11 protein-coding genes are annotated in these 14,172 nt (G+C 44.5%); all 11 read left to right on the top strand.

From position 1 onward, the window contains the following. Positions 1-9 precede the first annotated feature (9 nt). Complete coding sequence (locus CWC03_RS08365) at positions 10-876, top strand: phosphatidate cytidylyltransferase (RefSeq protein ID WP_017216091.1); 867 nt, start codon at positions 10-12, stop codon at positions 874-876. Then, positions 873-2,063: a 1-deoxy-D-xylulose-5-phosphate reductoisomerase gene (gene ispC / locus CWC03_RS08360; RefSeq protein ID WP_138581377.1), complete on the top strand. Its 1,191-nt coding sequence runs from the start codon at positions 873-875 to the stop codon at positions 2,061-2,063. The genes CWC03_RS08365 and ispC overlap by 4 nt, the downstream gene beginning before the upstream one ends. Before the next feature lie 2 nt (positions 2,064-2,065). Next, positions 2,066-3,418: a sigma E protease regulator RseP gene (rseP, locus tag CWC03_RS08355; protein WP_138581376.1), complete on the top strand. Its 1,353-nt coding sequence runs from the start codon at positions 2,066-2,068 to the stop codon at positions 3,416-3,418. 166 nt (positions 3,419-3,584) lie between these two features. Next, complete coding sequence (gene bamA, locus CWC03_RS08350; RefSeq protein ID WP_138581374.1) at positions 3,585-6,056, top strand: outer membrane protein assembly factor BamA; 2,472 nt, start codon at positions 3,585-3,587, stop codon at positions 6,054-6,056. Between the two features lie 11 nt (positions 6,057-6,067). After that, positions 6,068-6,586 carry an OmpH/Skp family outer membrane protein gene (locus CWC03_RS08345; protein ID WP_010371344.1) on the top strand — a complete coding sequence of 173 codons (519 nt, stop codon included), beginning with the start codon at positions 6,068-6,070 and terminating at the stop codon, positions 6,584-6,586. Beyond that, a complete protein-coding gene (gene lpxD, locus CWC03_RS08340; protein ID WP_138581372.1) occupies positions 6,586-7,629 on the top strand; it encodes a UDP-3-O-(3-hydroxymyristoyl)glucosamine N-acyltransferase in 1,044 nt (347 codons plus the stop codon). Before CWC03_RS08345 ends, lpxD begins: the two co-directional genes overlap by 1 nt. A gap of 10 nt (positions 7,630-7,639) precedes the next feature. Beyond that, a complete protein-coding gene (gene fabZ, locus CWC03_RS08335) occupies positions 7,640-8,092 on the top strand; it encodes a 3-hydroxyacyl-ACP dehydratase FabZ (RefSeq protein ID WP_010371351.1) in 453 nt (150 codons plus the stop codon). Continuing rightward, on the top strand, positions 8,092-8,865 hold the full coding sequence (gene lpxA / locus CWC03_RS08330; RefSeq protein ID WP_017216085.1) for an acyl-ACP--UDP-N-acetylglucosamine O-acyltransferase: 774 nt from the start codon (positions 8,092-8,094) through the stop codon (positions 8,863-8,865). The genes fabZ and lpxA overlap by 1 nt, the downstream gene beginning before the upstream one ends. Positions 8,866-8,937: 72 nt before the next feature. Next, positions 8,938-10,092 carry a lipid-A-disaccharide synthase gene (lpxB, locus tag CWC03_RS08325; protein WP_138581370.1) on the top strand — a complete coding sequence of 385 codons (1,155 nt, stop codon included), beginning with the start codon at positions 8,938-8,940 and terminating at the stop codon, positions 10,090-10,092. Beyond that, on the top strand, positions 10,082-10,675 hold the full coding sequence (gene rnhB / locus CWC03_RS08320) for a ribonuclease HII (protein ID WP_138581369.1): 594 nt from the start codon (positions 10,082-10,084) through the stop codon (positions 10,673-10,675). Before lpxB ends, rnhB begins: the two co-directional genes overlap by 11 nt. A gap of 2 nt (positions 10,676-10,677) precedes the next feature. After that, complete coding sequence (gene dnaE, locus CWC03_RS08315; protein ID WP_138581367.1) at positions 10,678-14,169, top strand: DNA polymerase III subunit alpha; 3,492 nt, start codon at positions 10,678-10,680, stop codon at positions 14,167-14,169. Positions 14,170-14,172: the final 3 nt, after the last annotated feature.

Raw genomic sequence — 14,172 nt, 5'->3', positions numbered from 1 at the left:
GGTTCAAATTTGTTAAAACAACGTATTCTAACGTCAGCGGTGCTTGCGCCTCTGGCTCTACTTTTGGTGTTTTATACACCGCTGGCAATGTTTAGTACGATTGCCGCACTAATCGTTTTGCTTGGTGCATGGGAGTGGTCGGCACTTGCTGGCCTTTGTCAAAAGCGTCAGCGTTTTACTTTCGTTGGCGTTATGGCGGTGTTAATTCTATTGCTTAACACTCATTGGCCAATACAGGATTTATGGCAACAAGGGCGCTTAGTCGCTGATGCTAATTATGTATTTACGCTCGCTTTTGCGTGGTGGCTGGTTGCTACTTTCTTGGTAGTTAAATATCCACGAGCAGCGCGTGCTTGGAACGAAGGGATCATGATGCGCTCCATCGCCGGTGTACTGACGCTGGTACCGCTGTGGCTTGCGTTAAACGTGATGCGTAGTGCCGGATACGAAGATGGCGAACACATAGGCTCAGTCCTAATTATGGTGGTATTGGGCATAGTGTGGAGCGCAGATATTGGCGCTTACTTCGCTGGCAAGAATTTAGGTAAGCATAAGCTCATGCCTAAAGTGAGCCCTAATAAAACGATTGAAGGTTTAGTTGGTGGTGTAATAACCGCAGTTGTCTTTGTATTAGTATTTTGTCACTTCGCCGCGATTGATCTCAATATGTGGCCAATTTACGCCGCAATGACCATTATTATCGCGCTATTTTCCGCCGTTGGTGATTTGCTTGAAAGTATGTTTAAGCGCGAAGTAGGTCTCAAAGATTCAGGCCGTTGTTTACCGGGGCATGGTGGTATCCTAGATCGCATTGATAGCTTAACGGCTGCAGCACCCATTTTTGCTTTTTGCTACGCTTGGACGGTTGTGCTATGAGCGAGCAAAACTTGGTGGTACTAGGAGCGACAGGCTCCATTGGACTATCAACGCTAGACGTCGTCAGCCGCAATACAGATCAATATCGTGTTTTTGCCCTAGTAGCAGGGCAAAACGCGGAAAAAATGGCCGAGCTTTGTTCACGTCATAGACCCAAGTACGCGGTTATGAGCTCTGAGCAGGCAGCTCAGCAACTTTCTCAACGTTTGACGGGCACCACTACGGAAGTACTCCATGGTGTTGAAGCAATGGCTGAGATGGCTCGTCACGTGGATGTGGATATCGTGATGTCTGCAATTGTTGGTGCAGCTGGATTGTTGCCGACTTTAGCAGCAGTCGAAGCGGGTAAAAAAGTGCTGCTGGCGAACAAAGAGTCGTTAGTAATGAGTGGCCAGCTGTTTATGGATAAAGTAAAAGCGCATGGTGCGACTTTACTCCCTATCGACAGTGAACATAATGCCATTTATCAGTGCCTACCAACGACCATACAAACGGGACAATCTTCAAATCTAAGTCACAGCGGTGTTAGTAAGATTTTATTAACCGGTTCTGGTGGACCTTTCTTGCAGCGCTCATTGGCTACTTTAGCTTCAGTCACGGTCGAAGAAGCAGTTGCGCATCCAAATTGGTCTATGGGCAGAAAAATCTCTGTTGACTCTGCGACCATGATGAATAAAGGGCTAGAATTTATTGAAGCTAAGTGGTTATTTAACTGCTCAGCTGACGATATTGAAGTGGTGATCCACCCACAAAGTATGATCCACTCTATGGTGCAGTATCGCGATGGCTCGGTGCTGGCACAAATGGGGCAACCAGACATGCGAACGCCGATTGCGTATGGGCTTGCCTATCCTGAAAGAATTGACGCGGGCGTCGAGCCATTAGATTTTTCTCAGATTGTCGATTTCACTTTTACTAAACCAGATTTTAGCCGTTATCCCAACCTCAAATTAGCAATTGATGCATGTCGTAGTGGTCAGGCCGCAACAACAACAGTGAATGCTGCAAATGAGATCGCCGTTGCGGCATTTTTAGAGGGTAAGATAGGGTTTTGTGATATCTATCGAGTCAATGCCTTAACGCTTGAGCACAGTGAGCTAACCGTATTAGAATCCGTTGAATCTATTATGGAAACGGATCGAACGGCACGCCACCGAGCGCAGCAAATTATCGCCACATTGAGGTAACTATGTTTGAATTTTTCTGGCACTTAGGCTCATTTATTCTTGCTTTAGGGATTTTAGTTACCGTTCATGAATATGGCCATTTTTGGGTTGCCAGAAAAGCAGGAGTTAAGGTTTTACGTTTTTCTATTGGTTTTGGTAAGCCTTTAGTTAAGTGGTATGACAAACATCAAACCGAATACGTTATCGCCGCAATTCCACTTGGCGGCTATGTCAAAATGCTCGATGAACGCGTTGACGATGTACCCGAGCATGAGCGTCATCTTGCCTTCAATAATAAACCAGTGCTTTCTCGTATCGCTGTGGTAGCTGCGGGCCCCATTGCAAACTTTTTGTTTGCCATTGTCGCGTTAGCGGCAATGTATATGGTAGGGGTTCAATCAGTAAAACCCGTCGTTGGTGGTGTGACACCAACCAGTATCGCGGCGGATGCTGGATTTCAATCAGGCGACCACATCATTGCGTTGAATGATGAGTTAGTGCACTCATGGCAGGACGTCACATTTGAGTTAATGGCGCATTTAGGTGAGCCATCGTTGGTTGCCAAAGTACAAGACGATAAGGGTAGCTTGGCGATTCGCACGCTACGTTTGAGCGATTGGAAACTGGAAAAGCAAGATGAAGCGCCACTGACCTCAGTTGGCATTACGCCTTATAGGCCGCCACTGACGTTGCAGCTCGGTTATATCGAAGAAGGTGCAGCTGCCGACAAAGGTGGCTTACAAGTAGAAGATACGCTGATTGCGATAAATGGTGACAAATTGGCATCGTGGCAACAGCTGGTGAGCCGAGTTCAAAAATCTGCAAATCAAGCCATAAGCATTGATATTTTGCGCGATGGCCAGCCACAAACCCTAACGGTAACACCTCAGGCAAAAACTTCACCAGAAGGTGTCGTGCAAGGCTATTTGGGCGTTGTGCCTGTGATGGAAAAATGGCCAAATGGTTATATTGAAACTAGACAATACGGCATCCTAGATAGTATTGTGCTTGGCATTCGTAAAACTTACGACTTGATTGCCTTAAGTTTCGACATGATCGGCAATTTAATCACGGGCCAAGTCTCGGTAAAAAACTTAAGCGGGCCTGTGGGGATCGCGGTTAGTGCCGGAAATAGTGTTAGTTACGGGTTAGTTGCATTTTTAGGCTTCTTAGCGCTTATCAGCGTGAATTTAGGAGTTTTTAACTTATTACCGCTCCCTGTCCTAGATGGTGGGCATTTAATGTATTACTTAATTGAACTAATTCGCAGAAAACCAGTCTCTGAAAAGACACAAGAGTTTGGGTTTAAGATTGGAGCAGCGCTTCTTCTTGCCTTAACGTTTTTTGCACTATTTAATGATGTTTCTCGGCTTTAAGCCGTGCGGTGCTAAAAAGCGCACATTATATGCAGTTTAGATGTTTGCATTTTTGTTCAAGCATACAACGGATAACATAATACAAAAGCTGTAACGTTTGAATGTTGTGATGTAGTGGGCCTTAGCGTATCGCGCCAAAATTGTTGTAAAGGATAAAGATAATAAAATGCCTATAAAAAAACACATTGCAGTAACCAGTTTACTGGGCGCTAGTTTTGCTGCCTTAGGGCAAAACTCCTTTATCGTAGAAGATTTAAAAGTAGAAGGGCTGCAGCGCGTTGCACTAGGTGCTGCATTGACACATATTCCGATCAACGTTGGTGACAATGTCGATCAGTTTACTATTTCACGCACAATCAAGGCGTTGTATAAGTCTGGCCACTTTGACAACATTGCGGTATTCCGTGATGGTAATCAGATTATTTTTAAGGTTAAAGAACGTCCAACTATCAGCTCAATAGAATTTGATGGTAACAAAGACATCAAAGACGAGCAGTTAAACGAGAGTTTAGAGCAGCAAAATATTCGCCAAGGTGAGCCGTTAGACAGAACGGTACTAGATAGTATCGAAAAAGGCTTAACAGAATTCTTCCACAGTATTGGTAAATACAACGCTAAGGTTGAAGTCAGCATTGTTGAACTGCCACGTAACCGTGTGAAGCTGATGCTGAAGTTTGAAGAGGGTGATGCTGCTTCCGTACGTCAAATTAACCTTGTCGGTAATGAGCTGTTCTCGGACGAAGAATTGCTTAGCCTAATTGAATCTCAGCAGGACTTGCCTTGGTGGCGCTTCCTCTCTAATGACCGTTATCAAAAGCAAACCATTGAAGGCGATTTAGAAAAGATCCGCAGTTTTTACCTAGACCGTGGTTATTTACGTTTTAACATCGACTCAACGCAGGTTTCAGTAAGCCCAGAACGTGAGTCAGTTTATGTTACGGCGAACATCACCGAAGGTGAAAAATATACCGTTAAAGGATTTGATTTCATTGGGGACTTACTAGGTCGTGAAGACTTAATTAAAGGTATTGTGCCGCTTCGCGCTGGTGAGCTTTACAACGGCTCAGTTGTAACGGCAACGGAAGATTTTATTAAGAGTTATTTGGCACGCTTTGGATATGCTAACGCTGAAGTGCGAACCGTTCCAGAAATTGATGACGAAAACAAAGAAGTACAACTAACGCTATCGGTAGACCCTGGTAAGCGTGTGTATGTGCGTCGAATCGTAGTGAACGGTAACCAGAATACAGCGGATGAAGTGTTACGTCGTGAAATGACGCAGCTTGAAGGTGCATGGTTGTCTAACCAAAACTTAGAGCGTTCAAAGCTTCAAATTCAACGTTTGCCATATATGGAATCGGTAGAGTTTGAAGTCAAGCCAATTCCTGGTGTTGAAGATCAGGTTGATGTTGACTTTAAAGTAAAAGAGCAGCCAGCAGGTAGTTTCCAAGCAGGTGTGGCTTATGGTTCTTATGCGGGCCTTCAGTTTAACATTGGTGTCAGTGAGTCAAACTTCCTAGGATCTGGTAACCAAGTTGCTTTCAATATCAACACTTCGCGTGGTTCGGAGCGTTATAGTGTGTCTTATACCGATCCTTACTTTACGCCTGACGGTGTGTCGCAAGGCAGCAGTATCTTCTACAGTAAGTTCGATGCTAGTGAGTTCGGGATTGTAGATTACAAATCGACGAGCTACGGCATCGGTACCAACTTTGGTTTCCCAATTAATGCGATTAACCGTGTTAACTTTGGTATTCGTTGGATTGAAGAAAGCCTTTCGCAAATTTCGGACTTTGAGCAAACACGAGTACTTCGTGAGAGCTTCTTAAACGAAAGCGATCCAAATGCAGATTATGACTTTACTAAATATGAGTTAAGCGCAGGTTGGTCACGTGTAACGGTTAACCGTGGTATGTTCCCAACAGCCGGTTCTCGTCAAAGCTTGAACTTAAGTATTACTACACCAAACTCAGATCTTAATTTCTTCAAGATCAATTATGATTCACGCTTTTACTGGCCAATCAGCAATGATCATCGTTGGGTATTCTCAGCGAGAGCGGGTTTAGGCTATGGTAACGGTTATGGCGAGACGAATGGTTTTGAGCAAGTATTGCCATTCCAAGAGTTCTTCCGTATTTCAGAGCAAGAACTACGTGGCTTTGACCGAAACACGATTCTACCTCGAGCGGTACAGCGTGCGCCTAAGTGTATTCCGGGCACACCTAAACCAGATGGTTCATCAGGTAGCTGTATTGGCGGCGATCAGCAATTTGATACGCTAAATCTAGGTGGTCGTATCGGTGGTAACGCAAAAGCGCTAGCAGGTCTTGAGCTTATCGTACCAACGCCATTCCTAGACGAAGAAAACACGAGTTCGGTAAGAACCAGCTTCTTCGTCGATGCGGCAAACGTTTGGGATACTGAGTTTGATGTAGACCGTTATAACAACTTGCCAGAAGATCAATACAATCTACTTTCTGATTTCTCGGATCCATCAAGGTTCAGAGTATCAACGGGTTTATCGATTCAGTGGATCTCACCTATGGGACCTATGCTGATCAGTTTCGCTTACCCACTCAAAAAAGAAGAAGAAGACGATACGAAGACGATCAGCTTCAATATCAGTAATACATTCTAAGGAGTTTTATTGTGAAAAAATTTATTAAATCATCAACACTAGCCATGACAGCTGCACTAATGATGGGTGCTTCAGGTAGCGCATTTGCACACAAAGTAGGCATCGTAGACATGCAGGAAGTGTATAAGCAAATCCCACAAATGGCAAAAATTGAACAGACACTCCAAGCTGAGTTTGCTGAACGTCGTCAAGAGCTTGAGAAAATTCAAGGTGACATTCGTTTTGAAGCTGAAAAATTTAAGCGCGAAGCGACAACGATGAGTGAAGAGCAAAAAGAAGCGCTTCGTGAAAAGATCCAAGGCATGCAAAAGACACTGGCTGAAAAAGGTCGTCCACTAGAGCAAGAAATTAAAGTTCGTCAAAACCAAGAGCTTGCTAAAGTACAAAAGCTAATCGTAGATGCGATTGAGTCTGTTGCTAAAAAAGGTAAGTTTGATGAAGTTAAAGTAAAAGATACGACAATTTACTTCAATCCTGATAAAGTAGCCGACCTTTCTGAAGAAGTGGTAAAAGCGGTTAGCAATAAGTAATGACAAAACTTCACACCTTATCTCAACTTGCTGAGTATCTAGGTGCTCAGCTGCAAGGTGATGGCGATAAATCAATTCGAAATATCGCCACTCTCGCACAGGCAAAAGACGACCAAATCGCGTTTTTAGCCAACAGCAAATACCGTGGTCAGCTTGAAAGTACGACTGCTGGCGCCGTGATCTTGAGTGAAAAAGACGCGGATTACTTTGCCGGTAATAAACTCATTATCGCAGATCCTTATGTAGCCTATGCAAAACTTGCACAGAAGCTAGACTCAACACCTAGCGCAGCATCAGGAGTTCATCGTACAGCAGTTATCTCTGATACCGCAACACTTGGTGCAAACATCAGTGTGGGTGCGAACGCTGTAATTGAAGATGGCGCTGTGATTGGTGATGATGTTGAGATAGGGCCAGGCTGTTTCATTGGAAAACATGCCAAAATAGGCGCAAAGACTAAACTCTGGGCAAACGTAACCGTCTATCATGAAGTACAGATAGGCGAACAGTGTCTATTCCAGTCTGGTGCCGTAATAGGAAGTGATGGTTTTGGCTACGCCAACGAGAAAGGCGAGTGGGTTAAAATCCCTCAAGTTGGCACCGTAATTATTGGCGACCGTGTCGAAGTTGGCGCGAGTACTTCTATTGATAGAGGTGCGCTAGAAGACACCATTATTCATAGCAACGTCATTTTAGATAACCAGATCCAAATTGCCCATAACGTTGAAGTTGGTTACGGTACAGCCATCGCAGGCTGCACGGTACTGGCGGGCAGTGTTAAAATCGGCAAGTACTGCCAAATTGGTGGCATGACAGCAATCAATGGTCACAACGAAATTTGTGATGGGGTTGTCATTACTGGTATGAGCATGGTTACTAAAGGAATTACTGAGCCAGGGATCTATTCTTCTGGTTTACCTCACCAAACGAATAAAGAGTGGCGTAAGTCTATTGCACACTTACGCAATTTATCTGACTTTAAGTCGCGCCTGAAGGCACTTGAGCTGCTGACAGCACAGCTTAAAGATACTGATGTAGAATAAGGAAGCTATTTTGGCTAACGAATTAAACAGCTTTGATATCCAAGAGATTTTAAAACTTCTTCCGCACCGCTACCCAATGTTGCTTGTTGACAAAGTGGTAGATTTTAAGCCTGGTGAATATCTTCACGCGATTAAAAACGTGACGATTAATGAGCCTATTTTCACAGGTCATTTTCCAGAGCAACCTATTTTCCCAGGTGTGTTGATCCTAGAAGCGATGGCTCAGGCAACAGGTTTACTTGGTTTTAAAACGGTCGAGAATCGCAGCGAGAATGAACTATACTTATTTGCAGCGATTGATAATGCACGTTTCAAACAACCTGTTCTACCGGGTGACACGATGCATTTGCACGTTAAGTTCGAAAAAGAACGCCGTAATATCTGGAAATTCAGTGCTGAAGCTAAAGTAGAAGGCAAAACTGTGTGTTCAGCTGAAATTATGTGTGCTAGAAGAGAGTTTTAATGGCTATTCATCCTACCGCAATTATCGAATCAGGCGCGCGTCTAGGCGAGAATGTTTCTGTAGGCCCTTATAGTTATATTGGCAATGACGTAGTCATTGGTGATAACTGTAAGATTGAATCACATGTAGTGATCAAAGGCCCATCTGAGATTGGTTCAGGCAATCACATTTTCCAATTCGCGTCAGTAGGGGAAGCCTGCCAAGATAAAAAGTACAAGGATGAACCAACCAAGCTAATTATTGGTGATAACAACGTTATTCGTGAGTGTGCGACTATCCATCGTGGCACAATTCAAGACGAAGGGATCACTCGAATTGGTAGCAACAACCTATTTATGGCTTACACCCATGTGGCACACGACGCAGTCATTGGCAGCAATGTGATTTTCGCTAACAATGCGAGTGTAGCCGGACATGTACATATTGGTGACTGGGTTATCCTTGCAGGTAACTCAGGTGTACACCAATTTTGTAAAGTGGGTTCTCATGCCTTTATTGGTATGTACTCGGGTGTGAATCAAGACGTGCCGCCTTTTGTTACAACGACTGGCACGCCAGCAAGACCCGTTGCAATTAACACCGAAGGCTTAAAGCGTCGCGGCTTTGAGTCTGATGAAATTATGGCAACAAGACGCGCATACAAAACGTTGTTCCGTAAGGGACTGCGTTTAGAGGATGCGTTAGAAGCACTAAAAGAAGATGCTTCTGAGTTCGCAGCAGTTCAGCAAATGATTGATTTTATTGCGACTTCTAATCGTGGTTTGATCCGCTAAACTTGAACCGCAATACAGGTTATACTTACGCCATACATTTTGTATGGCGTTTTTTTATACTGAAAAATAACAATGGCTAACGAAAAAAATATCACCATTGGCGTGGTCGCAGGAGAGTTATCGGGCGATATACTCGGTGCAGGCCTGATAAACGCGCTAAAACTTCATTACCCCAATGCTAATTTTGTCGGGATCGGTGGTCCTAAAATGCAACAAGCTGGTTGTAAAAGCCTGTTCGACATGGATGAACTGGCTGTCATGGGATTAGTCGAAGTGCTTGGTCGCTTGCCTCGCTTGCTAAAAATTAAAAAGCAGTTAGTGAACTACTTTATTGATAATCCACCTGATGTATTCATCGGTATTGATGCGCCGGATTTTAATTTGCGTGTTGAAAAGCCATTGAAAGCAGCTGGAATCAAAACTATACAATATGTAAGTCCAAGTGTGTGGGCGTGGCGTCAAAAACGTATTCACAAGATTGCCGAAGCGACTAACCTAGTGCTGTCTTTGCTGCCATTCGAAAAAGCCTTTTATGATAAACATGAAGTGCCTTGTACATTTGTGGGTCATACGCTGGCGGATGAAATTCCACTTGAACCGGATACCGCAGGTGCGCGTGCACAGCTGAACTTAAGCCAAGATGATACGGTTTTAGCACTGCTTCCTGGGAGCCGAGGCTCTGAAGTTGGTTTATTGAGCCGCACTTATCTTGCTACCGCAAAAAAACTAATCGATAAAATTCCCGACTTAAAAATCGTCGTGCCTTTGGTAAACGAAAAACGCAGAGCGCAGTTTTTGGAAGCCCTGAAAGAAGTTGCGCCGGAATTGAACCCGATTATGCTTGATGGCCAATCAGCACTGGCAATGCAAGCTGCGGATACCGTTTTACTGGCCTCGGGTACAGCCACACTTGAGGCAATGCTATATAAGAAACCAATGGTGGTAGGGTATAAGCTGAACCCTAAGAGTTATTGGATTTTTAATACCTTTTTTACCTTTAACATCAAATACTTTGCCTTGCCGAATTTATTGGCCGATGCACCACTTGTACCTGAGTTTTTACAGGCAGAGTGTAATCCTGACGCACTTGCTGATGCGCTTTTCCCGATGTTAAAAGGCAATAATAGTAAGCTTGTTAGAAAGTTTTACGAGATACATGAGAACATTCGCCTAAATGCCAGCAAACAAGCGGCTCAGGCTGTAATGGAGTTGATAGATGCAAATTGAACGTCCTGATGTGCAGTATATTGCAGGCGTTGACGAGGTAGGACGTGGCCCGTTGGTGGGTGACGTTGTGACCGCAGCCGTCATTTTAGATCCAAGCAAACCGATTATTGGTTTAACCGACTCAAAAAAGCTGTCAGAGAAAAAGCGTATTGCATTGGCAGAAGAAATAAAAGAAAAAGCATTGTGTTACTGTATTGCAAGAGCGTCAGTTGCAGAAATTGACGATCTGAATATTCTTCACGCAACGATGTTGGCGATGACACGCGCAGTTGAAGGGTTGGAAATTCAACCAAATCATGTATTTGTTGATGGAAATCGTTTACCTAAGCTAAGTGTTGCGGCAACTGCAGTTGTAAAAGGAGATAGCCTAGTTGCTGAGATAAGCGCGGCATCCATATTGGCGAAAGTCACTCGAGATAATGAGATGTTAGCACTCGATGCGGAATATCCAGAGTTTGGTTTTGCAGGCCACAAGGGTTATCCAACCAAAGCTCACTTTGCTGCACTTGAAACACACGGGGTTACTCCGCATCATCGTACAAGCTTTAAGCCTGTGCAACGAATTTTGGCCGAGAAGGAGTAAGCATGCCAGCCCCGCAGTTTGTCCATTTGCGTGTACACAGTGACTTCTCAATGGTGGACGGTCTAGCTAAGACTAAACCAATTGTGGCAAGGGCAGAAGAGCTTGCAATGCCTGCTCTTGCCATCACCGATCAAATGAACTTATGTGGTTTGGTGCGCTTCTATAGCGGCGCCCACGGGGCAGGGATTAAGCCAATAATTGGAGCGGACTTTTGGCTTAAGTCAGATCAATTTCCTGATGAGCCAAGCCGAATTCTCGTTCTCGCTAAGAACAATCAGGGTTATAAAAACCTGACTTTGTTGATCTCCGATGCTTATCTTCGCGGCCATGTATTCCATCGTCCTGTTATTGATAAAGAGTGGCTGGCAAAATATAAAGAAGGGCTGATCCTTATTTCCGGCGCGAAAGATGGCGACTTAGGTAAAGCTATCTTAAAAGGTAACCCTAAGCTCATTGAAGAGACTCTAGCGTTTTACGAACAGCATTTTAGCGACCATTTTTATATCGAGTTGCAACGCACCTCACGTGCACAAGAAGAAGAATATCTCCACGGTGCTGTGGAGGTGGCGGCGGCGCGTAATATACCCGTTGTGGCGACGAATGAAGTGGTGTTTTTACATGAAAAAGACTTTGATGCTCATGAAATTCGCGTTGCTATTCATGACGGTTATACATTAGAAGATAAAAATCGACCAAAGCGCTTTTCTAAAGAGCAATATTTAAAGACTTCTGAGCAAATGCAAGAACTCTTTAGTGACATTCCAGAAGCTTTAGAAAACACCGTAGAAATCGCCAAACGATGTAACGTGACGGTACAGCTTGGCACATATTTCCTACCAGATTATCCAACGGGTGATCTGGCGATTGAAGATTTCTTGGTAAAAGTGTCGAAAGATGGTCTAGAAGAACGTTTGCAGTTCTTATTTCCTGACGAAAATGACCGCAAAGAAAAGCGTGGTGAATATGACGACCGTCTGCAGGTTGAGCTTGACGTTATTAACCAAATGGGATTTCCAGGTTACTTCTTAATCGTAATGGAGTTCATTCAGTGGAGTAAGGATAACGGCATCCCTGTAGGTCCTGGTCGCGGTTCCGGTGCCGGTTCTTTGGTGGCATATGCGCTTAAGATCACAGATCTTGATCCACTTGAATTCGATCTTCTATTCGAACGATTCCTTAACCCAGAGCGGGTTTCGATGCCAGACTTTGACGTCGATTTCTGTATGGATAGACGAGACGAGGTAATTGACCACGTTGCTAAACTCTACGGTCGAGACGCCGTATCTCAAATCATCACTTTTGGTACGATGGCGGCAAAAGCGGTAATTCGAGACGTCGGTCGTGTGCTTGGTCACCCTTATGGCTTCGTAGATAGGATCTCCAAGCTTGTACCTGGCGACCCTGGTATGACACTTGCCAAAGCATTTGATGTTGAGCCTCGCTTGCCTGAAGCTTATGACAGTGACGAAGAAGTTCGTGAACTGATCGATAAATGTCGTATTCTTGAAGGCTGTACACGTAACGCGGGTAAACACGCCGGTGGTGTTGTTATCTCGCCTACCACTATTACCGACTTTGCAGCACTGTATTGTGACGAAGAAGGTAAATTCCCAGTTACCCAGTTTGATAAGAATGACGTAGAAACTGCAGGTCTGGTTAAGTTTGACTTCCTCGGTCTAAGAACGCTAACCATTTTGCAATGGGCGCTCGACATGGCGAACGAACGCCTTGGCAGAGAAAGTCGAGAACCGATTGATATTGCTGCCATCCCACTGGATGACCCTGCAAGTTTTAAAGTGTTACTAGACGCACAAACAACTGCGGTATTCCAGTTGGAATCTCGTGGTATGAAAGACTTGATCCGTCGCTTGAAGCCAGACTGTTTCGAAGACATGATCGCACTGGTTGCGCTATTCCGTCCAGGCCCGCTGCAATCGGGCATGGTAGATAACTTTATCGACCGTAAGCATGGTCGCGAGGAAGTATCGTATCCTGATGCGCAATATCAGCATGAAAGCCTGAAACCTATACTGGAGCCAACCTACGGGATCATCCTTTACCAAGAACAGGTAATGCAGATAGCGCAGGTGCTTGCAGGTTATAGCCTAGGCGGCGCAGACTTGCTTCGTCGTGCAATGGGTAAGAAAAAGCCAGAAGAAATGGCAAAGCAACGTGCAACGTTCGAAGATGGTGCCAAAAACAATGGCGTCGAAGGCGAACTTGCCATGAAAATCTTCGACTTGGTAGAGAAATTCGCGGGTTACGGCTTTAACAAATCACACTCTGCTGCTTACGCGTTGGTGTCTTACCAAACGCTATGGATGAAGACCCATTTCCCCGCCGAGTTTATGGCGGCGGTAATGTCAGCGGATATGGATAATACCGACAAAATCGTAACCTTGGTCGATGAATGCGAAAACATGAAGTTGACGCTGCTACCACCAGATGTGAATGCCGGTGTCTACAAATTTGCTGTAAATCGTCAAGGTGAGATCGTCTATGGTATAGGGGCGATAAAAGGCGTGGGCGAAGGCCCCGTTGAAGCTATCCTGGAAGCGCGAGCTAAGGGAGGAGAATTTAAAGATTTATTCGACTTCTGTGCGCGAGTTGATTTAAAGCGCTTAAATAAACGCGTGATTGAAAAGCTAATATACGCAGGGGCGCTCGATAAGCTTGGCCCTGATGGAGATCAGCCTGGGCGTGCGACTTTACTGGCAAGCCTAAAGGATGCCATGAAGTCGGCAGAGCAGCATCACAAAGCTGAATCGCTTGGACAGAGTGACTTATTTGGTTTGCTTGCGGTTGAGCCCGAGGAGGTTGAACAAGCCTTTATCAAAGCCACGCCGCTCAGCGATAAAGAATGGTTAAATGGGGAAAAAGAAACCTTAGGTCTTTACCTAACTGGCCACCCAATTAATCAATATCGCAAAGAATTAAAATATTATACCTCTGGCAAGTTAGTTGACTTACAACCCGGTAATCGTGATACGGTAGCAACCGCGGCGGGACTGGTCATCAATGCTCGTACCTTGATAAACAAAAAGGGAGCACGTTGGGGACTTATCACTTTAGATGACAAAAGTGCCCGGATTGATGTACGCTTATTTCCTGAACAGTTTGAAATGTACCAAGAAATGCTGCAAATTAACCAAATCTTGGTAATATCTGGACAGGTCAGCTTTGATAACTTCTCTGGTGGCATTACAATGACCGCAAGAGAAATCTCTACCATTGCTCAGGCGCGAGAAAAGCGTATTAGTGCAATAAAAATGACGCTAAATATGGCTCAAATTGACGCGAACTTCTTTGATAATTTCAAAAAAGTGCTAGAACCATATAAGTTTGGAACGTGTCCGGTAAAAATTAAATATCAGCGTCCTGATGCATTAGCAGAGTTAACATTAGGAACACAATGGTGTGTGACGCCGAGTGATGAGCTTTTAACTCGTTTATCACTGTTGGCGGCGCAGGAATTAGAATTAGAATTTAACTAAACA

This window comes from Pseudoalteromonas sp. S2755 (assembly GCF_005886535.1).
Lineage (GTDB): Bacteria > Pseudomonadota > Gammaproteobacteria > Enterobacterales > Alteromonadaceae > Pseudoalteromonas.
The sequence above is the reverse complement of the archived record's forward strand: the minus strand, read 5'-3'. Positions and strand labels throughout refer to the sequence as shown.

What these genes read in the sequence shown, in the direction of transcription:
- bamA (WP_138581374.1), top strand. Translation starts at nt 3,585, where the DNA reads ATGCCTATAAAAAAACACATTGCAGTAACCAGTTTACTGGGCGCTAGT.
- rnhB (WP_138581369.1), top strand. Translation starts at nt 10,082, where the DNA reads ATGCAAATTGAACGTCCTGATGTGCAGTATATTGCAGGCGTTGACGAG.
- dnaE (WP_138581367.1), top strand. Translation starts at nt 10,678, where the DNA reads ATGCCAGCCCCGCAGTTTGTCCATTTGCGTGTACACAGTGACTTCTCA.
- lpxD (WP_138581372.1), top strand. Translation starts at nt 6,586, where the DNA reads ATGACAAAACTTCACACCTTATCTCAACTTGCTGAGTATCTAGGTGCT.
- lpxA (WP_017216085.1), top strand. Translation starts at nt 8,092, where the DNA reads ATGGCTATTCATCCTACCGCAATTATCGAATCAGGCGCGCGTCTAGGC.
- ispC (WP_138581377.1), top strand. Translation starts at nt 873, where the DNA reads ATGAGCGAGCAAAACTTGGTGGTACTAGGAGCGACAGGCTCCATTGGA.
- lpxB (WP_138581370.1), top strand. Translation starts at nt 8,938, where the DNA reads ATGGCTAACGAAAAAAATATCACCATTGGCGTGGTCGCAGGAGAGTTA.
- rseP (WP_138581376.1), top strand. Translation starts at nt 2,066, where the DNA reads ATGTTTGAATTTTTCTGGCACTTAGGCTCATTTATTCTTGCTTTAGGG.